This is a genomic window from Streptomyces sp. TM32 (assembly GCF_004122755.1).
GTDB classification, from domain to species: Bacteria; Actinomycetota; Actinomycetes; order Streptomycetales; family Streptomycetaceae; genus Streptomyces; species Streptomyces sioyaensis.
The window spans coordinates 56,154-82,948 of record NZ_SDIG01000010.1 but is presented as its reverse complement, the minus strand read 5'-3'; the positions used below and the strand labels follow the sequence as shown (position 1 = coordinate 82,948).

The 26,795-nt window shown below is 71.6% G+C and carries 22 protein-coding genes and 2 tRNA genes; 12 read left to right on the top strand and 12 right to left on the bottom strand.

Annotated features, from left to right (window positions below):
* Nucleotides 1–325: 325 nt before the first annotated feature.
* Entirely contained in the window at nucleotides 326–1,453 is a 1,128-nt protein-coding gene (locus EST92_RS04630) for a Gfo/Idh/MocA family oxidoreductase (RefSeq protein ID WP_129279654.1), read from the bottom strand.
* A 92-nt stretch (nucleotides 1,454–1,545) separates the two neighbouring features.
* Here EST92_RS04630 and EST92_RS04625 point away from each other — a divergent pair, with 92 nt between their 5' ends.
* The 5 genes from EST92_RS04625 to EST92_RS04605 all read left to right on the top strand — a co-directional run bounded on the left by EST92_RS04625 (nucleotide 1,546) and on the right by EST92_RS04605 (nucleotide 6,322).
* On the top strand, nucleotides 1,546–2,781 hold the full coding sequence (locus EST92_RS04625; RefSeq protein WP_129279647.1) for an ROK family transcriptional regulator: 1,236 nt from the start codon (nucleotides 1,546–1,548) through the stop codon (nucleotides 2,779–2,781).
* A 105-nt stretch (nucleotides 2,782–2,886) separates the two neighbouring features.
* Complete coding sequence (locus EST92_RS04620) at nucleotides 2,887–3,666, top strand: HAD-IIA family hydrolase (protein WP_129279646.1); 780 nt, start codon at nucleotides 2,887–2,889, stop codon at nucleotides 3,664–3,666.
* Nucleotides 3,667–3,816: 150 nt separating this feature from the next.
* Complete coding sequence (locus EST92_RS04615; protein ID WP_129279645.1) at nucleotides 3,817–4,203, top strand: hypothetical protein; 387 nt, start codon at nucleotides 3,817–3,819, stop codon at nucleotides 4,201–4,203.
* Nucleotides 4,193–5,110, top strand: coding sequence for a sortase (locus EST92_RS04610; RefSeq protein WP_254068506.1), 918 nt, complete (start codon nucleotides 4,193–4,195; stop codon nucleotides 5,108–5,110). Before EST92_RS04615 ends, EST92_RS04610 begins: the two co-directional genes overlap by 11 nt.
* A gap of 138 nt (nucleotides 5,111–5,248) precedes the next feature.
* Nucleotides 5,249–6,322 (top strand): glycoside hydrolase family 6 protein, encoded by a 1,074-nt coding sequence (locus EST92_RS04605; RefSeq protein ID WP_129279644.1) that lies wholly within the window; start codon nucleotides 5,249–5,251, stop codon nucleotides 6,320–6,322.
* Between the two features lie 71 nt (nucleotides 6,323–6,393).
* On the opposite strand, the gene EST92_RS04600 is transcribed toward EST92_RS04605, so the two are convergent.
* From EST92_RS04600 to EST92_RS04590, 3 genes are all read right to left on the bottom strand, one after another.
* Nucleotides 6,394–8,346 (bottom strand): kelch motif-containing protein, encoded by a 1,953-nt coding sequence (locus tag EST92_RS04600; RefSeq protein ID WP_129279643.1) that lies wholly within the window; start codon nucleotides 8,344–8,346, stop codon nucleotides 6,394–6,396.
* Nucleotides 8,343–10,337 (bottom strand): cellulose synthase catalytic subunit, encoded by a 1,995-nt coding sequence (locus tag EST92_RS04595; RefSeq protein WP_129279642.1) that lies wholly within the window; start codon nucleotides 10,335–10,337, stop codon nucleotides 8,343–8,345. The genes EST92_RS04600 and EST92_RS04595 overlap by 4 nt, the downstream gene beginning before the upstream one ends.
* Nucleotides 10,338–11,648: 1,311 nt before the next feature.
* Nucleotides 11,649–11,722, bottom strand: a tRNA-Lys gene (locus EST92_RS04590).
* A gap of 462 nt (nucleotides 11,723–12,184) precedes the next feature.
* On the opposite strand from EST92_RS04590, the gene EST92_RS04585 reads away from it, so the two are divergent.
* The 3 genes from EST92_RS04585 (at nucleotide 12,185) to EST92_RS04575 (ending at nucleotide 15,727) form a co-directional block, all read left to right on the top strand.
* A complete protein-coding gene (locus tag EST92_RS04585) occupies nucleotides 12,185–12,604 on the top strand; it encodes an SsgA family sporulation/cell division regulator (RefSeq protein WP_254068505.1) in 420 nt (139 codons plus the stop codon).
* 8 nt (nucleotides 12,605–12,612) lie between these two features.
* Nucleotides 12,613–13,848, top strand: coding sequence for a hypothetical protein (locus EST92_RS04580; RefSeq protein ID WP_254068503.1), 1,236 nt, complete (start codon nucleotides 12,613–12,615; stop codon nucleotides 13,846–13,848).
* Nucleotides 13,849–13,960: 112 nt separating this feature from the next.
* Nucleotides 13,961–15,727: an AMP-binding protein gene (locus EST92_RS04575; protein ID WP_129279640.1), complete on the top strand. Its 1,767-nt coding sequence runs from the start codon at nucleotides 13,961–13,963 to the stop codon at nucleotides 15,725–15,727.
* A gap of 89 nt (nucleotides 15,728–15,816) precedes the next feature.
* Here EST92_RS04575 and EST92_RS04570 read toward each other — a convergent pair.
* From EST92_RS04570 to ehuB, 6 genes are all read right to left on the bottom strand, one after another.
* A tRNA-Lys gene (locus EST92_RS04570) sits at nucleotides 15,817–15,890 on the bottom strand.
* A gap of 103 nt (nucleotides 15,891–15,993) precedes the next feature.
* Nucleotides 15,994–16,752 (bottom strand): IclR family transcriptional regulator C-terminal domain-containing protein, encoded by a 759-nt coding sequence (locus tag EST92_RS04565; RefSeq protein WP_129279639.1) that lies wholly within the window; start codon nucleotides 16,750–16,752, stop codon nucleotides 15,994–15,996.
* A gap of 470 nt (nucleotides 16,753–17,222) precedes the next feature.
* Complete coding sequence (ehuA, locus tag EST92_RS04560; protein WP_254068509.1) at nucleotides 17,223–17,978, bottom strand: ectoine/hydroxyectoine ABC transporter ATP-binding protein EhuA; 756 nt, start codon at nucleotides 17,976–17,978, stop codon at nucleotides 17,223–17,225.
* A 67-nt stretch (nucleotides 17,979–18,045) separates the two neighbouring features.
* Nucleotides 18,046–18,663, bottom strand: coding sequence for an ectoine/hydroxyectoine ABC transporter permease subunit EhuD (gene ehuD / locus EST92_RS04555; RefSeq protein WP_239012438.1), 618 nt, complete (start codon nucleotides 18,661–18,663; stop codon nucleotides 18,046–18,048).
* A gap of 32 nt (nucleotides 18,664–18,695) precedes the next feature.
* Nucleotides 18,696–19,427: an ectoine/hydroxyectoine ABC transporter permease subunit EhuC gene (gene ehuC, locus EST92_RS04550; RefSeq protein WP_129244746.1), complete on the bottom strand. Its 732-nt coding sequence runs from the start codon at nucleotides 19,425–19,427 to the stop codon at nucleotides 18,696–18,698.
* On the bottom strand, nucleotides 19,424–20,335 hold the full coding sequence (gene ehuB, locus EST92_RS04545) for an ectoine/hydroxyectoine ABC transporter substrate-binding protein EhuB (protein ID WP_254068501.1): 912 nt from the start codon (nucleotides 20,333–20,335) through the stop codon (nucleotides 19,424–19,426). Before ehuB ends, ehuC begins: the two co-directional genes overlap by 4 nt.
* Before the next feature lie 135 nt (nucleotides 20,336–20,470).
* On the opposite strand from ehuB, the gene EST92_RS04540 reads away from it, so the two are divergent.
* Nucleotides 20,471–20,971, top strand: a complete 501-nt coding sequence (locus tag EST92_RS04540) for a DUF3830 family protein (RefSeq protein ID WP_129279636.1) — start codon at nucleotides 20,471–20,473, stop codon at nucleotides 20,969–20,971.
* Here the strand turns inward: EST92_RS04540 and EST92_RS04535 are convergent.
* Nucleotides 20,952–22,376 carry an amidase gene (locus EST92_RS04535; protein WP_129279635.1) on the bottom strand — a complete coding sequence of 475 codons (1,425 nt, stop codon included), beginning with the start codon at nucleotides 22,374–22,376 and terminating at the stop codon, nucleotides 20,952–20,954. The genes EST92_RS04540 and EST92_RS04535 overlap by 20 nt on opposite strands.
* A gap of 114 nt (nucleotides 22,377–22,490) precedes the next feature.
* A complete protein-coding gene (locus EST92_RS04530) occupies nucleotides 22,491–23,456 on the bottom strand; it encodes a D-2-hydroxyacid dehydrogenase (protein WP_129279634.1) in 966 nt (321 codons plus the stop codon).
* 207 nt (nucleotides 23,457–23,663) lie between these two features.
* Here EST92_RS04530 and EST92_RS04525 point away from each other — a divergent pair, with 207 nt between their 5' ends.
* The 3 genes from EST92_RS04525 to EST92_RS04515 all read left to right on the top strand — a co-directional run bounded on the left by EST92_RS04525 (nucleotide 23,664) and on the right by EST92_RS04515 (nucleotide 26,780).
* Nucleotides 23,664–24,569, top strand: a complete 906-nt coding sequence (locus EST92_RS04525; protein WP_129279633.1) for a decarboxylase — start codon at nucleotides 23,664–23,666, stop codon at nucleotides 24,567–24,569.
* A gap of 137 nt (nucleotides 24,570–24,706) precedes the next feature.
* On the top strand, nucleotides 24,707–25,432 hold the full coding sequence (locus tag EST92_RS04520; RefSeq protein WP_129279632.1) for an aspartate/glutamate racemase family protein: 726 nt from the start codon (nucleotides 24,707–24,709) through the stop codon (nucleotides 25,430–25,432).
* A gap of 175 nt (nucleotides 25,433–25,607) precedes the next feature.
* Nucleotides 25,608–26,780: an LLM class flavin-dependent oxidoreductase gene (locus tag EST92_RS04515; RefSeq protein WP_129279631.1), complete on the top strand. Its 1,173-nt coding sequence runs from the start codon at nucleotides 25,608–25,610 to the stop codon at nucleotides 26,778–26,780.
* Nucleotides 26,781–26,795 lie beyond the last annotated feature (15 nt).

Here is a 26,795-nt window from a genome sequence, read left to right as displayed (position 1 = left end):
AAGCCCCTATGTGCACGCAGTAGTCAGATCACGCCCGCCCCCACCGGCCTCTTCCCACCCACTCACGGGAGGGGCCGCGCCGCAGGACGAAGTCCGGAGGAGCGGCACCGCACCCGACAAACCCACGCCCGCCGCAGGCGAGCCCCCACGGCGGGACACCACCACGGCGGGAAAGCCGACAACGTCGGGGGCGCCGCAAAGCGCAACGGCGAGAAACGCCTACGGCGGGACGGGCGACAACGTGGGACGCGCCGCAAAGCGCACGGCGAGAAACTCCCGCGGCGGGACGGCCGACAACGTGCGGCGCGCCGCAAGGCCGACATGGTCAGGCGCTAAGCCACACCGTTCGGGACTCCGCCGCCGACCGCCTCGCGGCTTCCAGCACGCGCAAGGTGGCCGCGGCCTCCCGGGCTGTCACCGGCGGCGGGCCGCCGTCCCGCAGGGCCCGCTCGATCGCGGCGTAGTACGCGGGGTAGTCGCCCGGCAGCGTCGGCACCGGCTCGCCGCCGCCCGCGCGCGGGGACGCCCCGGCGCCGAGCCGGCCCCAGCCGGACCTCGGCTCCACGCCCCACTCCACGCCCTCGTCGCCCGGGCGCCGGCCCTCGCGCAGCGCGGCCTCCTGCGGATCCAGGCCGTGCTTGGTGTAGCCGGCGCGGTTTCCCAACACCCGGAAGCGCGGGCCCAACAGGGCGGCGGTGGCGCTCACCCACAGATGGGAGCGCACCCCGTTGGCGTGGGTGAGGGCGAGGAAGGTGTCGTCGTCGGCCTCCGCGCCCGGGCGGCGGACATCGGACTCGGCGTACACCGAGACGACCGGGCCGAAGAGGGTCAGCGCCTGGTCGGCGAGGTGGCTGCCGAGGTCGTAGAGCAGTCCGCCGATCTCCGTGGGGTCGCCGGACTCCCGCCAGCCGCCCTTGGGCCGCGGCCGCCAGCGCTCGAAGCGGGACTCGAAGCGCTGGACGTCGCCGAGCGCGCCGTCCTCGATGAGCTTGCGGACGGTGCGGAAGTCGTTGTCCCAGCGGCGGTTCTGGAAGACGGACAGCAGCAGTCCGCGGTCCTCGGCGAGCGCGGCGAGCTTCTCGGCCTCGGCGGCGGTGGCGGCCAGCGGCTTGTCGACGACCACCGGCAGACCGGCCTCCAACGCGGCGGCGGCGAGCGGTACATGGGTCTTGTTGGGCGTCGCCACCACGATCAGGTCCAGCTCCGCGGCGCGGCCGAGTACCTCCTCGGCCGTGGCGAGGGCCCGCACCTGCGGATGCTCGGCGCGGGCCTGCGCCTGTCGCTCGGGGCTGGTGGTCGAGACGAGGTCGAGCCGCAGGCCCTCGGTCGCCGCGATCAGTGGCGCATGGAAGACCGAGCCCGCCAGACCGTAGCCGAGGAGCCCGACACGGAGCGGACGGTCGTGGGCCGCGCCGCCCCCGCCCTGCGCACTCGTCTCGCCCGTCTCTCCCATCTTTCCCATGTCATCCATCTCGCTCTTCGCGCTCATGGGGACCACTTAAGCAACGCTGTTGCCAAAGCGCAAGCGATGCGGACAATGGACGGGTGAGCAGCAACGATCTCTCCTTCGCCGGTTTCTCCGGCAGTCCGGGCGCCAATCTCCCCGCACTGCGCGGCCACAACACCGCCCTGGTGCTGGGGCTGTTGCGTGCGGCCGGCGAGGAGGGTGTCAGCCGGCTGGAACTCGCCGCGCACACCGGCCTGACCCCGCAGGCCGTCAGCAAGATCACCGCCCGGCTGCGGGCCGAGGGCCTGGCCGCCGAGGCGGGCCGCCGCGCCTCCACGGGCGGCAAGCCCGCCACCGTCCTGCGGCTGGTCCCTGGCGCCCGGTACGCCGTCGGACTGCACCTGGACCGCGACGAACTCACCGCCGTCCTCTCCGATCTGGCGGGCGAGGCGGTCGCCGTACGCCGCGCCCCGCTGGCCTTCGAGGCGGGCGCCGAGCAGGTGCTCGCCACCGCCGCCCGGGAGGTCACGGCGCTGCGCGCGCGGGCCGACGGGCCCCCGGTCCTGGGCGTCGGGGCGGCCTGCCCCGGCCCGCTCGACCACACCACCGGCGTGCTGCACCGGGTCACCGGCGCCCCCCACTGGGACGGCTTCCCCCTGCGCGACGCGCTCGCGGCCCGCCTCGGCCTGCCCGTCGTCCTCGACAAGGACACCAACGCGGCGGCGCTCGGCCTGGCCCAGGATCTGCCGCGGGCCGCCGGCTCCTTCGGCTACCTCCACCTGGGCACCGGCCTCGGCGCCGGACTCGTCCTGGGCGGCAGCCTCTACCGCGGCCCCCGCACCGGCGCCGGCGAATTCGGCCACCAGACGGTGCAGTGGGACGGGCCGCGCTGCGGCTGCGGCCGGCGCGGCTGCATCGAGGCGCTGTGCCTGGCGGCGGTGGCCCGCGGCGACCTGCGGGCCGCGGCCCGCGCACTGGGCGTGGGCGCCGCCAACCTGGTCGAACTCCTCGACATCGACCGGGTGCTGCTCGGCGGCCGCACCGTACTGGACCACCCCGAGCCGTTCCTCGACGGCGTGACCGAGGCACTGACCGACCTGGCCCGCTCCCGAGGCGGCACCGGGGCCGGGGGAGCGGTGCCGGTGGCCCTCGCCCGGGGCGGTGCGCGGGCGGTCGCGGACGGCGCGGCCGAGTTGGTGCTGGCGCCGCTGTTCGGCGCGCGGGGGCCGGCCCTCGCGGGCGGGCCCGGCGCTTACGGCCAGGATCCTGGCACTCCGGCCGCTGCCGAAGATCAGCCGTCTTCGCCGGGTCGGGGTCAACGCAGGCTGACTTAGGGTGGGGGCGTCGGCCGTACGTACGTCCGGGGAGCAGTCTCGGTCCACGGCGCGTGCGGGAGGCGGTCGGCGCCCCTGGTCCTCACGCACGGCAGGAGTCCGGCAGTGGCAGAGCGCAAGCCGATCGAGTCATGGCTCACCGATATGGATGGCGTCCTGATGCACGAGGGCATTCCGGTCCCCGGGGCGGACGCCTTCATCAAGCGGCTGCGCGAATCGGGCCGGCCCTTTCTCGTACTGACCAACAACTCCATCTACACCCCGCGTGATCTCCACGCCCGGCTGAGCCGCATCGGGCTGGACGTGCCGTGGGAGTGCATCTGGACGTCCGCGCTGGCCACCGCGCAGTTCCTGGACGAGCAGCGGCCCGGCGGCACCGCGTACGTCATCGGCGAGGCGGGTCTGACCACCGCCCTGCACGACATCGGATACGTGCTGACCGACCATTCCCCTTCTTATGTCGTGCTCGGAGAAACGCGCACGTACAGCTTCGAGGCGCTGACCAAGGCGATCCGGCTGATCAACGAGGGCGCCCGGTTCATCGCGACCAACCCCGACGAGACCGGCCCCTCGCCGCAGGGCCCGCTGCCCGCCACCGGCTCGGTGGCCGCCCTGATCACCAAGGCCACGGGCGTCGAGCCGTACTTCGTGGGCAAGCCCAACCCGCTGATGATGCGGCACGCCCTCAACGTCATCGGCGCCCACTCCGAGACCTCCGCGATGATCGGCGACCGGATGGACACCGATGTGCTGGCCGGGCTGGAGGCGGGCATGGAAACCTTCCTGGTCCTGACGGGGCTGACCCGCCCCGAGGAGATCGAGCGGCATCCGTTCCGCCCCTCCCGCGTGGTGGACTCGATCGCGGACCTCATCGACCTGGTCTGATCGCTGCCGCGGTAGCGGTGGCTGCCGGTGCTGCCGGTGCTGCCGGCGCCGGCCCGGGGCCCCGGCCCCACCCGAACGGCGCAGCTACGGACCGCACCGGATGCGGGCGGGCTCGCTCGGGCGGACCTTCGGAGGTATCGGAGGTTCACCATGCGCTCACGGCAACTCGCTCTCTGTGCCGCGGTCGCGGCGTGCGCGGTGACGACGGCGCCCGCCTACGGCGTGGGCGCACGCGGCACCGGCGCCGCTCCCGGCCGGCCCCTTGTCATGGCGGCCCCGTACGCCGCGTACGCCATGCACGCCCCGTACGTCTTGTCCGCCCCGGGCAGCGCGGCCGCCCGACAGGTCACCGCCGCCCCGGCTTCCCCCGCCGACTCCCGGCCGGCCGCCGACGCCGGGCCGCGCCGCGAGCTGAGCAGCACCTCGGCCGTCGGCCTGGTACTGGCCGGCGGCGCCGTCCTCGTCATCGCCGGACAGCTGCTCCGCCTCCGGCTGCGGTTGCGTCGAACGCGACGGGGCGACGTCGATGAGCACTGACGAGGACGGGCGGACGGCCACGCTGCAGCCGCTGAAGCTGCCCGTCGCGGGCCTCGGAACCGGTACGGGAGTCGGCGTCGCGGCCCCGCCGGGAACCACGTCCGGTGCCCGGCCCGGAAAGCCCGCAGCGGCACGTACGGCTACCACTGCCACTGCCACTACCAATGCCACTGCGACCACTCCATGGAATGCCTACTTCCACCGTCCGGGCCGGCTCGTCGCGGGTGTGGCCTGGGCGGCGTTGTTGCTGGGGCTGTGGTTGTGGGGGCGTGATCTGGCGGACGGGGTGGCCGCGCAGCTGGCCACGACGGGTGATGTGGCCGCGGTCGGCCGCCCGTTGGGGCGTCAGGGGCCCGCGCATGCGCATGCCCCGGTGCCGGCCGCCGCGGCCGCGGACCCGGTAGGGCTCACCATCGAGGCGCTCGGTGTACGGGCGGCCGGCATCGCCGCACGCGATCTCGACGCGCACGGCCTCCTCGCCCCGCCCCCGCCCGCCTCTCCGGATGCCGTCGGCTGGTACGCCGGAGGGCCGCAACCGGGCGAGACGGGTGCGGCGCTGCTCGTGGGCCGGGCCGGTGCCGACCGCGGCTCCGGTGCCGGGCGGATCGTCTTCCGGCGTCTGACCGGGCTCAAGCCGGGCCAGCGGGTGGACGTCCGGAGGGCCGACGGCAGCACCGCGCGCTTCACCGTCGAGGACGTCCGGCTCTACGACCGCGACCGCTTCGTTCCGCACAGGGTCTACGCCCCGCACGACCCGGGCCGCTCCGAACTGCGGCTGATCGTCGACGACGGGCGCCACGGCGGTGCCTTGGCACGGCGCGCGGGTGGTCCCGCGAAGGTGGTCGTGGTCTCGGCGTATCTGACGTCGTTCCAGGCAGGGAATGCGGGGGCGGGTCGGCAACCATGACGAACTCGCTTCGTCAAGTGCCTTAGCGAGGACGGTGCATGGCCCGTCCACAGGGCGCCCCGGGCGGGGGGCCGTGTGCCACGATGGGGGCGGCCGGTGATCTCCAGCCGGTCTGTTCCGTGCTCCGAGGGGAAGTGGATGGACGGCAATCTGCGGCGGACGGCCGGGGCCGGGCTGCCGACGGGCCGGTCCGGTGCCAGGTGGCGGCGTATCGCGCAGCCCGGTGCGGCAGCGGCGGGAGCGGTGGCTCTGCTGCTGCTCGCCGGCTGTTCCTCGTCCGACGGTGGCAAGGAGGACGGTCTGCCGGCCGAGCCGGGCCAACGCCCCAAGTCCGTCACGCCGTTCTGGGTCAATCCGGACACCAAGGCGGCCCGTCAGATGTCCGCGTACCGCAAGGACGGCAGGGCCGCGGACGCCCGCCTGGTCAACAAGATCGCGGCGCAGCCGGTGGCCGAATGGATAGGGGTCGACGACCCGCAGGGGGAGGCCAGGGGCTTCACCGAGGCGGCCGCCAAGGCCGGCCGTGAGGCGCTGCTGGTCCTCTACAACATCCCGCACCGCGACTGCGGCAGCTATTCCCAGGGCGGCGCCGCCGACGGCAATGCCTACCGGGCGTGGCTGGACGGTGTGCTCAAGGGCATCGGCGACCGTGCCACCACCGTCATCCTGGAGCCCGACGCGCTGCCGCACCTCGCGGACAAGTGCACCCCGCAGAAGTTCCAGGAGGAGCGGTACGCGCTGCTGACGGAGGCGGTCGGCAAGCTCAAGGCGCTGCCGCACACCAAGGTCTATCTGGACGCCGGCAACCCGCACTGGATCAAGGACCCGGGCCGGATGGTCGATCCCCTCAAGCGGGCCGGTATCGACCGCGCCGACGGCTTTGCGCTGAACATCTCCAACTACCAGACCACCGCGGAGAACACGAAGTACGGCAAGCGGCTGTCCGCCATGGTCGGCGGCAAGCGCTTCGTCATCGACACCAGCCGCAACGGCAACGGTCCGGCGCCCGGCGGCGACGACCCGGAGAACTGGTGCAACCCGCCGGGGCGTGCCCTGGGTACGCCGCCGACGACCAAGACCGCCGATCCTTTGGTGGCCGATTACCTGTGGATCAAGCGCCCGGGCGAGTCGGACGGCACCTGCAAGGGCGGCCCGAAGGCAGGCGCCTGGTGGCCCGCGTACGCCTTGGGCCTGGCGCGCGGCGCGAAGTAGCCGGCGGGCCTGGGCCGGGGCCGGGTGTGGTGTCCCGTCGCCGGCCCGGGACGGGACACCATCAGGCCTGCCTATCCCTGCGCCGCCGGCACCTTCACCCACACCGCCTTCGACGGCGTTCCCGCGCCGTCGACCGCGGTCAGCATGTACCACCCGGGCGGTACCAGGGACGGGTCCTTGGGCAGGGTGACCCGCACGCCGTTCCCGTCCTTGGTCGCCGTGAAGTCCACCGCGATCGAGCGCTGTTCGACGTTGGTGACATGGGTGAACGACCCGGGGCGCATCAACCGCATCTTCTTGACGGCGGAGGCGTGCGGGGCGCCGAAGGTGGCGCTGCCGCCGAGCGGGACCGTCGTGGGTCCGCGGTCCGTCAGCTCGGGACGGGAGTTCCGGTAGAGGTACGGCGGGGTGTAGAGGTCGATCTGCTGCTGGAAGACGCCCGGCTTGGTGTTGTCCTTGTCGCCGTAGAGCGAGTCGGAGCCGAAGGTCATCACCCGTCCGTCGGGCAGCAGCAGCGCGCCCGAGTGGTAGTTGCGGCCCACCAGCGGGTCGGCCACCTGCCGGGCCGAGTTGGCCGCCGGGTCGTACAGCTCCGCCTTGAGGACGTTGGAGTCGCTGCGCCCGCGGTAGTCCCCGGAGCCGTTGGTGGTCAGCACCGTGTCGTCCGGCATGATCACGCTGCTCGGGTAGCGGGCCTTCGCGTACAGCGGCGGTCCGTCCTTGAAGCGAGGTGAGGGGGAGTGCAGGTCCACGATCCGGGTCTTGTCGGTGGACCTCGGGTCCTCGCCGACGCCGCCCCCGCCCAGCACCATGTACCGCTGCTGCTGGGCCGGCGGCAGCAGCACCGACATCGACGTCTCCAGGATGTTCGGGTCGCTCATCCCGGGTACCACCTGGAACTTGTTGGACTTGAGGTCCCAGATGCCGGGCTTGCGGCCGATGTTGTCCGGGCCGTAGCCGGCGTTGGAGCCGGTGTAGAAGATCCGGCCCTTGTCGGTGAGGAAGAGCGCCGGGTAGGTCGGGAAGAAGCGCCGCTTGGGCAGATAGCGCCACCTCTTCGTCTTCGGGTCGTAGATCTCCTGCTTGCCGGGGACGACCTGCCCGATCTCGTCGAGGCCGGAGACCGAGAGCACCTTGCCGTCCTCCAGGGACGTCAGCGTGGGGTACCAGCGGGCCTCGTTCATCGGGCTGACGGGGATGTAGCGCTCGGCCACCGGGTCGAACTCGAAGGAGTCCTTGATCCCCTGGAAGTCCTTCTTGTCGAAGGACAGCTTCTGCGCGATGCCGTAGAAGTTGCGGGCGTCCGCGCCGGTCAGGCCGTGGATGCGGTAGTTGTCCTGGGAGCCGGTGGAGTAGCCGCGGCCGTCCTTGAGGGCCTCGACATAGACCCGGGCCTCGCTGTGCACGACCGTGACCTTGCCGGTCTTCGGGTCGGTCTTCTTCTTCGCCCGGGGCACCACGACCGGGTCCTTGGAGGCGAAGGTCTTGCCGTTCTGTTTGCCCGTGAAGAGCGTGCCGGCCGGGAACGTCTTGGGGCCGTCCGGGTTCTCGTTGTAGACGATCATGAGGCCGCCGGCCTTCTTCACATCGCCGTTCAGCTTCTCGTAGCGCTGGGTGCCGCCGGCCACCAGGAGCTTGCCGTCCGGGAGCTGGGTGTGCCCGGCACAGAAGAGGTCCTTGGGCGTGGGGATGTTCTTGAAGGTGTTCTTCTCCGGGTCCCACAGGACCGTACGGAACGACTTCGCCTTGAAGTTCGCCGCGTTGTTGCCGGAGCCCGCGACCAGCAGCACCTTCCCCGTGTGCAGCAGGGCCGCGTGGATGGTGTTGATGCGGTACTTCTGCGGGACGTCGACGACGTCCCAGTGGCCGTTCGCCGCCTTGTACTCGGGCTTGTTGATCTCGTACTGGTGGTACTGCGCCGAGGCGAAGCCGTAGAGGGCCGGCCCGTTCATCGCGGCCAGCGCAAGCACCACTGCCGTCGCTATCGTCACTCGGCGGGTGCGACGGCTCGGACGGTACTTCATGTGTGACGTCCCCCAAGGGCGATCTGCATGGTCTGTTCGGCGGGGGCCGGGTCGGTGGTCCGGTCGCGGTCGCGGTCGCCGGCCCGGCCGGTGCTCGCCGCATCGGACACCTCGCGGGTCCGGCCGGTGGCCGCAGCCTCATCCGAGGCGGCTCCCGAAGCGGCTCCCGAGGCGGCTCCCGCCGCGTCCGCCGCCCCCTCCTTGCGCTTCTCCTCGCGCACGCTCATCCGCCAGGCGACGATCGGTGCGGCGGTGATCAGCATGGCGAGCACGGCCCAGGTGACCATCGCCGGATGGCTGTGGCCCAGGACGAACGAGGCCGCCAGCGAGCCGCCGAAGACGAGCAGGAAGAACAGATGCACCCGGAAGGTGCCGAAGAGGGTGTCCGGACTGGACGAGTCGCCCTTCGGCGTCACCACGAACTTGCTCTTGCGGCGCAGCACGGCATCGAACAGCGAACGCGCGTAGATCGGCGCCGACAGTGCGGACATCACCATGCCCGCGATGCCGCCGGAGCCCTCCGGTTCGTGCGGCGAGACGTTGTGCCGTCGGTTCCAGATGTACAGCCCGATCTGCAACGCCGAGGCATTGCCGTACAGCATCATCCACACCGCCGGGTCGATCTCCACGCCCGATGCGCCCAGCCCCAGGAACAGCGCACAGCTGAGGGCCGCCAGAATCCAGTTCAGGGCGGACATCGGGTAGAAGATGACCATCATCGAGTAGTTGAAGAGCCGGCCCGCCGGCAGGGTGAACGGCGCCTTCCAGAACTGCTTGAGGATCGTCTCGTACGTCCCGCGCGACCAGCGCAGCTGCTGGGTGAAGAAGTCCGTCCAGGCCGTCGGCCCCTCGCCGACCGCGAGCACATCCGGCGTGTAGACCGAACGCCACTTCTTCCCGGTCGCCGGGTTCCGGTGCCGGTGCATCTCGAAACCGGTCGCCATGTCCTCGGTGATCGAGTCGTACAGCCCGCCGATCTGCTTGAGCGCGCTGATGCGGACGGCATTGGACGTGCCGACGAACATCGGGGCGCCGTAGCGGTTGCCGGCCCGCTGGATCAGCGCATGGAAGAGGAACTGCTGGGACTCGGCGGCCTTGGTGACGAAGGTGTCGTAATTGCCGTACACCTGGGGACCGATGACGAACCCCACGTCCGGGTCGCGGAAGAAGCCCAGCATCCGCTCCAGGTAGTTGGGCAGCGGGACGTGGTCGGTGTCGACGGAGGCGAAGTAGTCGTAGTCGTCGCCGTGCGCCTGCAGCCAGGCGTTGTAGTTGCCGTGCTTGGTCTTCGCGCGGTGCGGTCCCTTGGGCTGGTTCCACTCCGGGACGCCCTTACGGGTGAAGTGGTGGACGCCCAGCCGTCGGCAGACCTCCTTGACCTCGGGGTCGTCGCCCTCGTCCAGCAGCCAGATGTGCAGCAGCCCGCGGTGGCGCAGCTTGACCGCCGCCTCCAGCGTCTTCTCCACCATGGCCAGCGGTTCCTTGCCGGGCACGAAGGACGTGAGGAAGGCGACGCGGGTGCCGCTCTCCGGTATGACGGGTATGGGGTCGCGGGCGACGAGGGTGGCGTGCGCGTTGGACAGCACGTTCATGCACCGGAAGAACTCGATCAGCCCGATCGAGACCAGCATGACGACGTCCAGCGTCGGAAGGAAGTCGTAGGCGGGGTAGTCGCGTTCGGTCCAGTGCTCCGGCAGCATCAGCCAGATCAGCAGCCCGAACGAGAGCAGCGGCGCGGCGCCGAGCAGCACGGCCGCCCGGATCCGGTGCGGTTCGCCGGCGAGCAGCGAGCGGTAGCGGACCGTGTAGGGCTGGTCCGGGTCGGGCCGGGTGAGCGGGCCGGCCAGCCTGCTGTAGTGCTCGTAGTCATAGCGCGGCAGCGGCTTGCGCGCGATCTGCCGCTGCCGGCGATGGCGTGGCATGCGCAGGCGTGTCGTGGCGGAGGGGTCGTACGACTGCTGCGTCCCGGCGCCCTCAGGCGGCGATGTCATGAATCCATCCCCCCGCACGCAACTCCAGCTGCGTGCCCTTCTGCTGATGGCCCGGGCCCGCGGTTCCCCGCGGCCGACCCGGGCGCTCTGAAATGTCGGCGACCTGCACCGTCGGATGGTGGCGGCCATCTCCGGTTGCGTGTGTAAACACTCCGCGATCTTGCCAAGCGGAGAGTTCCCCGTGTTCACATCACGCCACCTGGCGTACCCCCGCCCTTCCCCGTGGCAGAACCCGGCCTATTCTCTGCCGAGGGACCAAGCCAGGGTTACCTAACCGCCGTCATGGTGGCAAGAGTCACTCCAAATGTGCTCACAGAATGCGTAATTCGGGGTTTGGTGTGATGCAGCGCACATCATTTGATCCGGAACTGCTGCTGATTTTCCCGCTGTCGACGGATATCAGGGCAGTGGCCGAGCCCTGCCCTGCTCGTGGGTCGTGCACGTGTCGGCGAGCAAAGGGGCGTGTCCCGCACCGGCGAAGTCCACCGCCGGTCGGTCGTCGGCCACTGAAGAACAGGGCCGCGCCGCAGGATTCCGGGGCGTCGCGGCGGGGTGGTGCGGATACCGCTCCGATGCGAAGGAACCTCCTACTCAAGGGACTTGGAGCGCCCTGCGTGCGGCAGAGGGCGGCAGCTGGCGGAATTCACCGACAAAGCGGGCGGAGGGCCGGCCCGTGCCGGGTCCGGCCCGTTTGGCGACTTCGTCGAAGTTACCTCCGCGTACGGCGATTTGGCCGAAGGTGTGGGGCATGTTCCGGGAATCCCCCAGTTCTCGGCCGGTCGACGGCGCGGTGGCGGAGAAGGTGCCGGAGGAGGGGGAGGGGGAGGTGTTGGAGCGTCCAATCCGTGGACAGTGCCGCCGGGATTTCAGGCGGCGACCGTCACGTGGCGCCGACATCGCCCTCACTCCCCGTCACCCCGTGGTCGCGAGGAGCGATACCCGCAATGACGGATCCGGGACACCTCGAAAGTCGAGGGGCGCCCGAAGTGGCAGCCGGCGGAATAGGAATCCGCCCCGAATTCGGAATCCCTACGCGATCAGGCAATTACCGTTTGTGACCGCAAAAATTTCATCCACGGGATTCACCACCCACGGCCTCCACCACCTTGGCGTCCCCGACCTCCCTGGGCTCCCCGGCTCCCGCAGCGCCCCGCGCCACAGCCTCAAGGTCCTCGCCTGCGCCGTGCGCCATCCGGCCGGTGCCATCCGGCCCGTCCAATAGGGGGCCTCGGCCGGCGGGGCCACTCCTCCATCCGGCCGACCCGGCCCATGACTGAGGCCCCCCGCATGGCGAGGGGCCTCAGTGTGACGTGCGCCGCCAGGGACTCGAACCCCGGACCCGCTGATTAAGAGTCAGCTGCTCTAACCAACTGAGCTAGCGGCGCGCGCTGACCTGAAGAACTTTACACGAACTCGGAGGGTGCTCCGTACCCCCGTCCGCGCTGCTGACGCACCCAGGAGCTGTGATCCACGCCACTCCCGTTGTGGCGTCCGTGTCGCCTCCCCTACCCCGCCGGCGATCACCGCGCCGCGGTCGAAAGTCCCGCGATCTTGGGACCTTCGACCGCTCGTGCGCCCGCATTGCTCTGTGAGGATCGAGAGTAAGGGGCGGATGGGCCGGTAGATCATCAGTTGCCCCGTCAACATGCGATATCGACCGATGGTTGAGAGGCTGAGGCGACCGACAGGACGAAAGAACCGCACACGCCCGTAGCGGCGCCGGCCATGGCGTCCGTCACTCCTTTTCCACCTCCTGCAACCCCACCCTCCACAGCAACGTCTGCCAGGACGCGCGCCCCGGACACGGGTCCCCGGGACTCGCCCCTCCGTCGGAAAGGTTGATCGTCGTGGTGTCGACAGCCAAGCGCACCCTTGAGATGCAGCTCCTCCTCGGGCCGGACGAAGCGGTTCCGGTGGCCGGCCGGTTCAGCTATCGCAGTGACCGCCCGTACGAGGTCGAGGTCGCCTTCATCAGCCGCGGCCGGACGGTCGCCACCTGGCTGTTCGCGCGCGAGCTGCTGCTGGCCGGGCTGTGCGGCGAGGCGGGGGAGGGGGACGTACGGGTGTGGCCGTTCCGCCGGCCGGGCGAACCGCGGCGGGTACACATCGAGCTGTCCACCGACGACAGCATCTGCGAGCTGTCGGTACGGGCGAGTGAGCTGACCCCCTGGCTGGAGCAGACCGCGGCGATCGTGCCGCCCGGCCACGAGGGCCGCTACCTCGACCTGGACACCCACCTGGCCCGGCTGCTCGCGGGGAAGTGCTGATGGGGGAGATGACGATCACGACCACGACCGGGCCCCCGACCGGGGCCGAGCCCATGGGGGTGACTGTGAACGGGGCTGCTACTCCGGAGGCGGGAGCGGTCGAGACCGCCGCCTCCCCCATACCCGCCGCGCGGCAGGCCGCGCCACCGGGCCGGGCGGAGGGCGGCGGTCCCGATGCGACCGCCGGCGAACCTGTCGCGGCCGCTTCGCACGACCCCCGCACGCACGGCTTCCTGCCCGAGCGGCCCCCGGTCCGTTCCATGATCGGCACCTGGACCCGGCTGGACGCCATGGCACGGGCGGCCGCGACCGCACCCGACCGGGAGGCGGCCGTCGCGCTCGTGGAACGGGCCCGCCGGGCCGGTGAGTTGGCCGCCCTGCGGCAGCGCGTCTCCCGCCTCTCGCTGCGGAACGCGGAAGCCGCCGCCATGCGGATCGCGGTGATCGCGGTGTCCTGCGGCTGGTGCGGACTCGATCCGCAGGCGCCGGCCGCCCGCGAGGTCGCCGATGAGGCCTTTCTCGACCTGTGGGCGGCGATCGCGCACCGTATCGACCACGACCAGTTCGTCGCGCTGCCCACCCTCGCGCTCCACAACTGGGCCCCCGAACGCAAACCGCGCCGCCATATCCCCATCGACCAACTGGCCCGCACCGAAACCCTGGTGCCGATCGTCCGCTGGGCGCCCGAGGGTCAGCCGCTCAGCCGTCTGGACCGGCTGATGCTGGCGGCGACCCGGCTGGAGGCCCACGGAATCTGGCTCTTCCGGCTCGCCGAGACCCTCGCGGGCCGCTCGCCCGACGACTCCTCCACCCCGACGGCGCTGCGCCGGCTGGTACGCGTCCAGCACGCACTGCGCGCCCAGCTCCTCGCCGAGGCGGCGGAGCTGGCGGCGGCCCCGGCCACACCGCAGCAGCGCGCGGTGCTCGGTGCCCTCGCCGAACAGGGCGCGCTGGAACCGCCGGTCCTCCAGGCGGCCGACGCGGTGCTGGGCATCGGCGGTCGCCGGCTGGGCGAGGGCCGGCGCCAGCTCCTGCGACGACATCTCCCGGCGCAGCAGCGCGCCTGGCTCAGCGCGATGGACCGCCACTGCGCACCCGTACGGACCCTCGCCCACCGCGGTGGCCCGGACGCCGCCGTCTACCGCGAGGCCCAGGAGTCGCTGATCGCCCTCCGCCGTACGTATGCGGCCCTGGTGCAGGCGGCCGCCCGCCCCGGCTCGGCCCCGCTCACGGTGGCCGCCTGACCCCCGCCCCGGCCCCCGTCCCGCCGCGCCCGGCCGTCGCGGTCCCCGGCGGCGGCCGCAGGGGCGTACGCACCCTGCAAATCTGACGTGGCGTCAGCTAACCTCTGGCGCCATGGCAGCCAACGGACCCGGCCCCAGCGGCAGTTCCGGCGCCGCCACCCTCGCGGAACTCGTCCGGGCGCAGTGGGGCGATCACCGGGTGGGGGCGAAGTACGGGGAGCTGCGGCTCAGCCATCACCAGCTGGCCGGTGGCGCCGCGGCGCGGGCGGCGTTGCTGCGGGAGCTGCTGCCGCGCGGTGTGCCGCCGCACCTGGGGGTGCTGCTCGACAACGTCCCGGAGTATCCGCTGTGGCTGAGTGCGGCGGCGCTCGCCGGGGCCGCCGTCGCCGGGCTCAACCCCACCCGCCGCGGCCCGGAGCTCGCCCGCGACCTCGCCCACACCGACTGCGCGCTGCTGATCACCGAGCGCGCCCGGCTGCCGCTGCTGGCCGGCCTGGACCTTCCGCTCCGGCCCGAGCGGATCCTCGTCGTGGACGACCCGGCCTACCGGCAGCTGCTCGCGCCGTACGAGGGCACGACGCCCGACGAGATCACCTCCGGCCCGGGCGGCACCCCGGCCCCCGCCACCCGGATGCTGCTCACCTTCACCTCCGGCTCCACCGGCGCCCCCAAGGCCGCCGTCTGCTCCCAGGGTCGGCTGGCCGCCGCCGGGCAGTCGCTGGCCGGCCATCTCGGGCTGCGCCGGGACGATGTCCACTACCTCTGCATGCCGATGTTCCACGGCAACGCGGTGATCGCCGGCTGGGCCCCGGCGCTCGCCCGCGGCGCGGCCGTGGCGCTGCGCCGCCGCTTCTCGGCCTCCGCCTTCCTCCCCGACGTCCGCCGCTACGGGGCCACCTACTTCACCTATGTCGGCCGGGCCGTGCAGTATCTGCTCGCCACCCCGCCCGCTCCCGACGACCGGGACCATCCGCTGCGCCGCGGGTTCGGCACCGAGGCGGGCGCCGTCGACGCCGCCCGCTTCGCCGCACGGTTCGGCGTCCGCCTGACGGAGGGGTACGGCTCCTCCGAGGGCGGCGCCGCGCTCCAGCGCACCCCGGACACCCCGCCCGGCGCCGTCGGCCGGCCCGCGCCCGGCGACGATCTCGCCGTCGTCGACCCGGAGACCGGAGCCGAGCTGCCGCGCGCCCGGCTCGATCCGGCCGGCCGGCTGCTGAACGGCGCGGAGGCGATAGGCGAGCTGGTCAACCGCGGCCGCAGCTCGTTCGAGGGCTACTGGCGCAACCCCGAGGCGACCGCCGCCCGCACCCGCGGCCGGGGCGACGGCCGGACCGGCGCCGGCTGGTACTGGACCGGCGACCTCTTCTTCCGCGACGCCGCGGGCTTCTTCCACTTCGCCGGGCGGACGGACGACCGGCTGCGGGTGGACAGCGAGAACCTGGCCGCCGCGGTGATCGAGAACATCCTCGCCCGTTACGCCCCGGCCGCCGGCGCCGCCGTCTACGCGGTGCCCGATCCCGTCGCCGGCGACCAGGTCATGGCGGCCCTCGCGGTGCCGGACGGCGCCGCGTTCGACCCGGACGATTTCACGGCCTTTCTCGCCGCCCAGGCCGATCTCGGCACGAAGATGGCGCCCCGCTTCGTCCGGACGATGGCCGCGCTGCCGGTGACCGCCACGAACAAGGTGCACCGCGTCACCCTGCGGCGGGAGGGATTCCGGTGCCCGGACCCGGTCTGGTGGTCACCGCTCACCCCGACGGGCCCGACCGCCCGGGCCCTCCCCGCCGGCAGCACCTATCGCCCGTTCACCGCCGGGGACCGGGCCGCCCTCCTGGCGCTCTACCGCGAGCACGACCGGGCGCACCTTCTGGACCGCTGAGCCGGTGGCCGCCGACGGGCGCTCCGTCCGCCCCGCCCCACACAGCAGAGTGGGCGTCCCCGGAGAACCGGAAACGCCCACTCGATACGTGCGCCGCCAGGGACTCGAACCCCGGACCCGCTGATTAAGAGTCAGCTGCTCTAACCAACTGAGCTAGCGGCGCGCGCTGACGAAAGAAATACTACCTGGTCGAGAGGGGTGCTCCGGACCACGGGAGGGAGGGCCGAGGGCCGGTCCCGCCGGCGACCGTCCGGCCGCGACCCGGCTCAGATCGCCAGCGACAGCAGGACCGGAGCGGCCTTGCGGTTGAGCGCGTCGGCGGCCTGGCGCAGCCGGTGGGCGTGCTCCAGCGGCATGGACAGAGCCAGGCAACCGACCGTCGCACCGGCGGTGATCGGTACGGCCGCACAGACCGTGCCGACGGCGTACTCCTGGAGGTCGAGCACGGGGACCGTGGGCGGCTGGCTGTCGAGCTTGTGGAACAGGACCTTCTCGTTGGTGATCGTCCGGGAGGTGAGCCGGGCGGTCTTGTGGCGGGAGAGGTGGTCCTTGCGGCCGTCGTGGTCGAGCTGGGCGAGCAGGCACTTGCCGACCGCGCTGGCGTGCGCGGTGCGGTGGAATTCGGCCCACTCGTTGACCTTGGGAGCCAGCGGCCCGTCGGCGTAGTGGAGGATCTTCACCTCGCCGTCGATGTACCGGCTGATGTACACCGCCGCGCCGACCGAGTCGCGCAGCTGGTCGAGGGTGACCTGAAGCTTGTTGCGCAGGGCCTGGGTGCGTTTGTTGCCCGAGCCCAGGAGCAGCAGTGCGTCGCCGATGACATTCGCGCCGTCGGAAAGCTGCTCGACATAGCCCTCGCGCCGGAGCATCGACAGCATGGGGGCGAGGTGGCCGGGGGACAGGCCGGTGTCGCGGGCGATCTGCGCGTCGGTCACGCCGCCGGCGTGCCGGGAGATCGCTTCGAGTACGCGCAGGGCGTACTGCACCGAATGGAACGGCGCGGTCGGCTCGGGCTTCAGCGCCACGGTGTCCCCCTAGCAGGTTGGTACCGCTTGCGTCGTGACCTCCGCCGGTGGTCACGGCCGGCGGACAGGGCCCGGCCGCTCCCGGACAACGGGGGCTGCCCTCACGATAGCGGCCAACGACCGTCGGCGGAGGGGGTCTTGACCGAAAAGAAGCGCGTCCCGGTTTTCCGGAGCGGGGCGCGCGACGTTGGCATATGCCAAGGTCACAAGGCCGGGTGTCCGGGAGTCACCGGGCCCCCGAGGGGTATCCGGCCACGTCGCACCGGGGCGGAAAAGGGCCGGCCGAGGGTGCGGAACTGGCCATCGCCGTGGCCGGTCCGGTGAGTTGGCGGGCAAGGGTGCCCCTTCGGCCGCCGGTCCGCAAGGTTTTCCGGCCGCCCCGGTGGGGCGGGAACGGCGGCGGGTGGTGTGCCCCGGCAGGGACACACCACCCGAACCCGTCACCTACGGCGTGCCGTTCACCGCACGGCTCACAGCACGGCGCTCAGGAACTCCCGGGTGCGCTCGTGCTCCGGCTCGGTGAAGATCTTCTCCGGGGAGCCGGACTCGATGACCCGTCCGGCGTCGAACATCAGGACGTCGTCGGAGATGTCCCGGGCGAAGTTCATCTCGTGGGTCACGCACAGCATCGTGATGTCCGTGGTGTGGGCGATGTCCCGCAGCACGTCCAGCACCCCGGCCACCAGCTCCGGGTCGAGCGCCGACGTCACCTCGTCCAGCAGCAGCACCTGCGGGCGCATCGCCAGCGCCCGGGCGATGGCGACCCGCTGCTGCTGGCCGCCGGAGAGCTGGGTGGGGTACTTGTCGAGATGCTCGGTCAGGCCCACCAGGTCGAGGAGCTCGCGGGCCCGCTCCTCGGCGGCGTCCTTGTCCATCCCGAGGACGTGCACCGGCGCCTCGGTGATGTTCCGCAGCACCTTCATGTTCGGGAAGAGGTTGAACTGCTGGAAGACCATGCCGATCTTCTTGCGGACCTCGCGGGTGTGCTTCTCCCCGGCCGGTACGAGCTTGCCGCCCTTCTCCTCGTGCGTCAGGTACTGGCCGCCGACCCTGATCGTGCCCTCGTCCGGCTTCAGCAGCGTCATCAGCAGCCGCAGGATCGTGGTCTTGCCGGATCCGGAGGGGCCGATGAGGGTGACGTGCTTGCCCGACGAGACGGTGAAGTCCAGCGAGTCCAGGACGGTGTGGGTGCCGAACCGCTTGGTGACCTTGTCGAAGCGGATCAGCTCGGCGTCTCCCCCGGACTCCGCGGGGTTCGCCGTTTCTCCGGTGTGGTCCTTCGGGTGATTGCTGTCAGCGGACAAGGCGACGCTCCAGGGCTCGCAGGAGGAGGGAGGTGGGGTAGGAGATGACCACGAAGAGGATGCCGACGACGGTGATCGGCTCCAGGTAGTCGAAGGTGGTGGCGCTGATGCTGTTCGCCTGGAAGAGCATGTCGGCGACGGTGATGCCGGCCAGCAGCGGCGTGTCCTTGAACATCGCGATGACGTAGTTGCCCAGCGCGGGCACCACCCGGCGGAACGCCTGCGGCAGGATCACCGCGATCCAGGTGCGCCGGGCCGGCAGGCTCAGCGCCGTCGCGGCCTCCCACTGGCCGGGCGGGACCCCCTCGATACCGGCGCGGTAGACCTCCGAGGTGTACGTCGAGTAGTGCAGGCCCAGGCCGATGACGCCGGTGGTCAGCGGCGCGAAGGTCAGTCCCCAGCCCGGCAGGACGAAGAACAGGAAGAACAGCTGCACCAGCAGCGGGGTGTTGCGGATGAACTCGACGAAGACGCTCACCGGCCAGGTCACCCAACGGCTCGGCGCGCGCAGCGCCAGCGCCCAGACCAGGCCGAGCGCGAACGACACCAGCGAGCCGTAGATCGTCGCCTGGACGGTGATCCACAGACCCTTGAGGATGTCGGGCATGATCTCGCCGACATAGCTCCACGACCAGTTGTTCACGGCTTTCCTCCGGTGGCCAGCGCCTCGGGACCCTGCTTTTCGACGGGCAGCTTGCGGGAGAACCAGCCCTCGCCCTTGGGCACCGCCCGGCCGATCGAGGCCTTGGCGCGGCGCTCCAGGACCCGCATGATCCGGGTCAGCACGAACGCGACCGCGAAGTAGAGGACGAGGATGATGCCGTAGATCTGGGCGCTCTGACCGGTCGACAGCCGGGCCAGCTTGGCCTGGAAGGTGAGTTCGCCGATGGACAGCAGCGAGGCCAGCGCGGTGCCCTTGAGCAGCTCGATCAGCAGGTTGTTGAACGGCGGCATCATCTCGGGCACGGCCTGCGGCAGGATCACCTTCTGCAGCCGCTGCCAGGGCGTGAAGCTCAGCGCGATGGCCGCCTCACGCTGGGCGGGGGCCACCGCCTGGACGGCGCCGCGGACGATCTCGGAGCCGTACGCGCCGTACGACAGGCCCAGTGCCAGGGTGCCGGCCCAGATGCCGACCAACTGCCAGCCCAGCAGCGGCAGCGCGAAGAACAGCCAGAACATCAGCACCAGTGCCGAGGTGCCGCGGAAGAATTCCACATAGACACCGGACAGGAAGCGGACGATCCAGAACCGTGAGGTGCGGGCGAGGCCGACGCTGAAGGCGACGACCGCGGCCAGGGCGGCGCTGTAGACCATCAACTGGATGGTGATCCACAGCCCCTCGAAGAAGAGTCCCCACAAAGCGCCGGTCATTTCTTACAGAGCTCCTTCGCCGTGAGGTCGGTCTGGAACTCCTTGGTGAAGCCGTACGGCCGGGCGATGCGCAGGAGTTCGCCGCTCTTCTTCATCTTCTGGAGCTCGCGGTTGAAGGCGTCGCGCAGCTTGGTCTCGCCGATGCGGAAGCCGTAGCCGCCGCCGTCGCGCTGCGGCTTGCCGTCGACCTCCGGCGTGAACGGCGCGGTCATCTCCACCTTGGGGTGGGCGCCGGTCTTCAATGCCTCGATCATGGTCAGCGCGGTGCCGGCGAAGACGTCGATCCGGCCGGCCTCCAGGGCCTCCATGCCGGCGATCTGGTCGCCGTAGGTCTGGATCGAGCTCTTCTTGACGCCGTTGCCGACCGCGTAGTCGATCTCCGCATAGCCGATACCGGAACCCATCCGGTAATTCCCCTTGGCGATGTCCGCATAGGAGTGGATTTTTTTCGGGTTGCCCTTCAGGACGAGGAAGGCGTCCTTGCTCTCGTAATCCGGGTCGGAGAAGAGGACGGCCGCACAGCGCGCTTTGTTGATGAACATGCCCGCGACGATCACGTCGTACTGGAACGAATGCAGACCGGGCACCAGGGCGCCGAATTCGACGGGTACCGGCTCGAAGTTCTTGATGCCCAGCCGCCGGAAGATGGTCTTGGCGACCGCGGGGGCCTCGCCGGTCAGTTCGCCTTTGTCGTTGATGGAGGCATAGGGCGGCTCGCTGGCGATTCCCATGCGGACGGTGCCCTTTTTCCGCAGATCCTCCAGCTGGTGTCCGCCGCCGGTCGCCCCGGAGACGTCGACCCGTGAGCAGCCCGTGCCCGCTCCCATCGCGCCCGCCGCGCCGAGCGCCGCCACCCCCGCGAGCAGCGATCGGCGTCGGATTCCGCCGGTCAATTTTCTATTGATCATTCTGTTCTCCTGTGGTGGAGCCATGGGCGCGCGACTACCCGAACACCCGGCATATATGCCGATCGTTTCCGGCCCTTGATGCAAGCGCCGCGGAGTTGTTCCGTACGCCGGTATTGCCCACCTACGATCGGGGGCATGACCGATCGCTTCATCGAAGTCTCCCTGGACAAGCGCGGCGTGAGCTGCACGGCCAAGTTGCTCGACGACCGCGCGCCGATCACCTGCAATGCCGTGTGGGACGCACTCCCGCTCGGCGGCGACGTCTACCACGCCAAATACGCCCGCAACGAGATCTACGCCCTGCTCGCGCCGTTCGCTCCCGAGGAGCCGCCGCTGGAGAATCCGACGATCACTCCGATCCCCGGCGATCTGTGTTACTTCACCTTCACGGACACACAACTGGGGACGAAGTCCTACGGTTACGAGAGCCAGGCCGCGCACCAGGGCCGCGCCACCGTCGTCGATCTCGCGCTGTTCTACGAGCGGAACAATCTGCTGATCAACGGTGACGCGGGCTGGGTGCCGGGCATCGTGTGGGGCAGCGTCGTCGACGGCCTGGACCGGATGGCCGACGCCTGCCAGGACCTGTGGCGGGCCGGGGCGCTGGGGGAGACCCTCACCTTCCGGCGGGCATAGGAGGCGCGGGGATCCGTGCGGTCCCCGCCTCGTAGAGGGCATGCGCGGCGCGCAGCACCAGCGCGTCCGCATGCCGCGCCCCGACCAACTGGACGCCGATCGGCAGCCCGTCGCCGTCCACGCCGCACGGCAGCGTCGCGGCCGGCTGCTGGGTGAGGTTGAAGGGGTAGGTGAACGGTGTCCAGCCCGTCCAGCGCGTGTGGCCCGACCCGGGCGGCACCTCGGCGCCCGCCTCGAAGGCGGTGATCGGTTCCGTCGGGGTCACCAGCAGGTCGTAGGCGCTGTGGAAGCGGCCCATGGCCTGGCCGAGCGCCATCCGCGTATCGACCGCGGCCAGATAGTCCAGCGCGCTGTAGCGGGCGCCCTGCTCACAGATCTCCCGCAGCCCCGGGTCGAGCAGCGCCCGGTCCGCGTCGTCCAGATGCTGCACCACCCGGGCCGCGCCGCTGAACCACAGGGTGTGGAAGGCCTCCACGGGGTCCGCGATGCCCGGGTCGATCTCCTCGACGCAGGCGCCGAGCCCGGCGAGGGTGTCGACGGCCCGGCGGACCGCCGCGGCGACCTCCGGGGCGACCGGCACGTCCCAGCCGAGCGACGGGCTGTAGGCCACCCGCAGTCCGGAGACCGGGCCGGCCAGCTCCGCACGGAACGAGCCGGCCGCCGGACCGAGCTGGGACCAGTCCCGCCAGTCCGCCCCGCAGATCACGTCCATCGCCAGCGCCGCGTCCGCCGCGTCCCGGGTCATCGGCCCGACGTGCGCCAGCGTCCCGAACGGGCTCGCCGGATACAGCGGCACCCGCCCGTAGGTCGCCTTGAGCGCGAAGATTCCGCAGAACGACGCCGGGATGCGCACCGAGCCGCCGCCGTCCGTGCCCAGGCTCAGCGGCCCCGCGCCCGAGGCCACCGCCGCCGCGCTGCCGCCGCTGGAGCCGCCCGCGGTGCGCTCGGGGTCGTAGGGATTGCCCGTCACCCCGTGCCGCGGACTGTCGGTGACGCCTTTCCAGCCGAACTCGGGGGTGGTGGTCTTGCCGACGAACACCGCACCGGACTCCCGCAGCCGGGCGACCGACGGGGCGTCCTCGTCCCAGGGGCCCTCGGCCCGCACCGTGCGCGAACCGCGCAGCGTCGGGGCGCCCCGGGTGAGGATCAGATCCTTGACGGTGACCGGTACCCCGTCCAGCGGACCGGCCGGGGTCCCGGCCCGCCAGCGCTCCTGCGATGCCCCGGCTCCCGCCAGCGCCTCGTCCGCGTCGATCAGGGTGAAGCAGTTCGTCGCGGCCTGGGCGGCCTCGGCGCGCGCCAGCACCGCCCGGGCCGCCTCGACGGGGGAGAATTCGCCGGCCGCGTACCCGGCCGTGAGCCGGGTTGCGGTGAAGTCGGCGAGGTCGGTCGGTTCGGTGGTCATGCGTCCTCCGAGCGTCGTCCGCCCCGGCGGGGCGGTGGGGGAGCGGGACGGCCCAGGGCCTGTCCGAGGGGCAGGGTCGGACAGGCCCTGGCCGGGCCCGGCAGCCGGGCGCCGTCAATGCACCGGTACGTACCCGAGCCGTTTGTCGACGACGTTGTCCAGCGGCTCGCCCGCCGACCACCGGTCGAAGTTGTCCTGGAACTGCTCGGCGAGGGCGTCCCGCCAGCCCAGGGTGTCGCCGCTCATGTGGGGCGAGACGATCAGATGCGGGACGTCCCACAGCGGGCTGTCCGTGGTGAGCGGCTCCTGCTCGAAGACGTCCAGCGCCGCCGCCGCGATCCGCCAGGCGCGCAGCGCCGCGACCAGATCGGCCTCGACGACCAACGGCCCGCGCCCGACGTTGATGAACCGGGCCCGCTGTGGCATCCGCTCGAAGGCCGCCTTGTCGAACAGCCCGCGGGTGGCGTCGGTCAGCGGCGCCGCACAGATCACCCAGTCCGCATGGGGCAGCAGCCCGTCCAGCGCCTCGCTCGGGTGCACCCGGCCGAAGCGCGGATCGTCCCGGCGCTCCCGGCGGCCGACCAGATCGACCTTGATGCCCAGCGCCAGCAGGGTGCTGCCGATGGCCCGGCCGATCGGCCCGGAGCCCACCACGACGGCCCGGCTCCCGGCCAGCCGCAGCGTCTCGCGGTGCCGCCAGCGCCGCTGCCGCTGGAGCTCCCAACTTCCGTAGAAGTCCTTCGCCATCGCGATCACCAGCCCGGCGACGTACTCGGCGATCGGTTGCTCGAAGACGCCGCGGGCATTGGTCACCACGGTGTCGTCGGCGATCAGCGCCGGGCACAGCAGCTGATCCACTCCCGCGCTGGCGGTGTGCACCCACCCCGGTTTGGGGCTCTTCTCCGGCCAGGCTCTGCGGATCGCTTCGGAGGTGAAATCCCAGGCCAACAACACGTCGGCGGAGGGGAGTTGGCCGGCGAGCGACTCCTCGTCGGTGAAGATCACCCGGGCCCGGCCGGCGAGCCGGTCCAGCTTCGGCGGCGGGTCGGATCCGAGGACGAGGACGGTGCTTTCGGACATAGCCAGAAACCGTTCTGAAACGTGAGCCCTCTTCAATGGAAAGGGGCGCCGACAGATGCCTGAGATGCGAGGATTGACCACGCTAAGAAGTCGTATCTACCGTGTCAACAACGGCACTGTCCCGACGTCCCGGCTTGATCCGGCTGCACCACCTCCTCGGCCACTGGCCTGGCCATTCCAGCCCTTCGTTTTGTTCTAGGGGCCTTCATGGACGTCTCTTTTCTGGGTGGCCCACAGCCGCAGCTCGGCGTGGGTGTTGTCGCTCCCTTCGACTTCGCGCTCGACCGAGAGCTGTGGCGATGGGTGCCCGACGACGTGTCCCTCCACCTCACCCGAACACCCTTCGTGCCGGTCGAGGTCAGCCTCGACCTGGCCCGGCTGGTCAGCGAGCACGAAACCCTGGACGCCGCGGTCCAAGCGCTGTGCGCGGTGTCACCGCAGGTCATCTCCTATGCCTGCACCTCCGGCAGCTTCGTCGGGGGGATGGCGGGCGAGCGGGCCATGTGCGCCGCGATGGTCCAGGCGGGGGAGGTGCCCTCCCTCACCACCTCGGGCGCGCTGATCGAAGCGGTGCGCGAGATCGGCGCACGGCGCATCGCCGTGGTCACGCCGTACACGAAATCGGTCACCGACTCCCTGGAGGACTTCCTCGGCGAGGCGGGCATCACCGTCACCGGCCGGGCCTATCTCGGGCTGACCCGGCACATCTGGAAGGTGCCCTACCGCGACGTCGTCGACATGGCCCGCGCGGCCGTGGTCGGTGACACCGAGGCCCTCTTCATCAGCTGTACGAACCTGCCGACGTACGACGTCATCCCGCAGTTGGAGGCCGAGCTGCGGATGCCGGTGCTGTCGGCCAACCAGGTCACGATGTGGGCCGCGCTGCGCGCCATCGGCGTCGCGGCGGTGGGCCCGTATCAGGCGCTGCTCGATCCGGTGGCACGGCGCGGGCCGGCCGCGATGAGCGGATCGGAGCCGGTGGACACCGGACCGCGGGCGACCCCCGAGGCCGCCTTCGCCGGGCCTCCCGCGCCACCGGAGGGGGAGGTGGTCGACGGCCTCGAACCGCCGCCCTACCCACCCGAGGACACCGGAGGCCTGCCCCCGGTCTGAGGGTCCGCCCCCGGTCCCGGACGCTGCCGGCGTGACCCCGCTCGCCGGCAGCGCTCCGTCCGTACCGCACCGCTCCACCCGTGAACGCATCCACGAACGCCCCTGCATCCGCAGCCGTACGCGCAAGGGAGACCTGCATGGCATCGGTCGGCTTCCTCTATCCCGGATACTCCGCGGAGGACGACTACCCCCGTATCGAAGAGCTCCTGGGCGGCACGGTCCGCCTGCCGCTGGTCCACACCGACATCGGCGAGGACGCGCACCGCGTCGACGCGCTGCTGGAGATGGGCTCCGCCGCGCGGCTGGCGGCCGGCGTCGACGAGCTCAAGGAGCGCGGCGCCGAGGCAGTCGTCTGGTCCTGTACCAGCGCCAGCTTCGTCTTCGGCTGGGAAGGCGCCCACGAACAGGTCCGGGAGCTGTCCGCCACCGCCGGCCTGCCCGCGTCCAGTACGTCCTTCGCCTTCGCCCATGCCGTCCAGGCGCTCGGGGCACGGCGGGTCGCGATCGCGGCCACCTACCCCGACGATGTCGCCGAGCACTTCCACGCGTTCTTGAAGTCCGCCGGGACGGAGGTCGTCTCGACCCGCGCCAGCGGCATCATCACCGCCGCCGAGGTCGGCACCTGGGGCCGCGCGGAGGTGCTGGCGCTGGCTCGCGCCGGCGACCATCCCGATGCCGAGGTGGTACTGCTGCCCGACACCGCGCTGCACACCGCCGACCATCTGCCGGCCCTCGAAGCGGAGCTGCGCAAGCCGGTGCTCACCGCGAACCAGGTGACGGTCTGGGAGGGGCTGCGGCTGCTCGACCGCACCCTCTCCTGCCCGGTGCTCGGCACCCTCTTCTCCCGGACCTCGCACGCCTGACCCCGGGCGGGGGCCGGACGCTGCGGCCCGGCCCCCGCCAGGGAAGCGGTCCTCCGCCCCGGAAGCGGTCCCCCGCCCCGGAAGCGGTCCTCCGCGCGGGATCTGACCCGGGAATAAGTGGAGATACTCTCCGGTTGCCCTCACGGCAGACCAGCGACGCGAGGAGGACCGCACCGTGAGCGGTGAAGCGGACGAGATCCGGGGCAGCGGCGAGACGATCCACGACGACGGCGACGGGATACGGGGCACCGCCCTGGGCAGCGCCCCGGTCCCGCTGTCGGTGCTCGACCTGGTGACGGTCGGCGCGGGCCACACCGCGTCCGGTGCGGTGCGCACCGCCGTCGAGCTGGCTCGTACGGCCGAACGCCGCGGCTTCCACCGCTACTGGGTCGCCGAGCACCACTCCATGCCCGGCGTCGCGTCCTCCTCGCCCGCGGTGCTGCTCGCCCATCTCGCCGCCCACACCGCACGCATCCGGCTCGGGTCGGGCGGCGTGATGCTGCCCAACCACGCCCCGCTGGTCATCGCCGAGCAGTTCGGCACCCTGGAGGCGATGGCTCCCGGCCGCATCGACCTGGGCCTGGGCCGGGCACCGGGCACGGACGGCGCCACCGCCGCCGCGCTCCGCAGGGGCCGCCACCACGAAGGGGCAATGGGGTCTCCCCTGCTCGAGCGAAGCCGAGAGCTTGGGGACGAGTTCCCCCAGCAGCTGGCCGAGTTGACCCGCTTCCTCGACGACTCCTTCCCCGACGGCCATCCGTACGCCGGGATCCACGCGGTCCCCGGCCCGGTCCAGGGAACCTCGCCCGGCGGGGTCCAATCCGCCCACCGGCCGCCCGTGTGGCTGCTCGGCTCGTCGGGTTTCAGCGCCCGGCTGGCCGGCTCGCTCGGCCTGCCGTTCGCCTTCGCGCACCACTTCTCCGCCGCCCACACCCTCCCCGCGCTGGACCTCTACCGCGCCTCCTTCCGCCCCTCCGAGACGCTCGCGGAGCCGTACGCCCTGATCGGGGTCGCGGCGCTGGCCGCCGAGGAGGAGCGCGAGGCCCGCCGCCAGGTCATGACCGGCGCGCTGTCCATGCTCCGGCTGCGCACCGGCCGCCCCGGCCTCGTCCCCACCCCGGAGGAGGCCGCGGCGTACCCCTTCCAGGAGGCGGAACGCCACTTCGTCGACAGCTGGCTCGGCAACGTCGTCCACGGCACCCCGGACGCGGTCCGCCAGGGCCTGGACGACCTCGCCAAGCGCACCGGCGCCGACGAGCTGATGATCACCGCCAACGCCCACGGCAGCGCGGCCCGGCTGCGCGCGTACGAGCTGATCGCGGACGCGTACGGGTTGCCGCGGGGCTAGGGCCTGTCGTTCGGT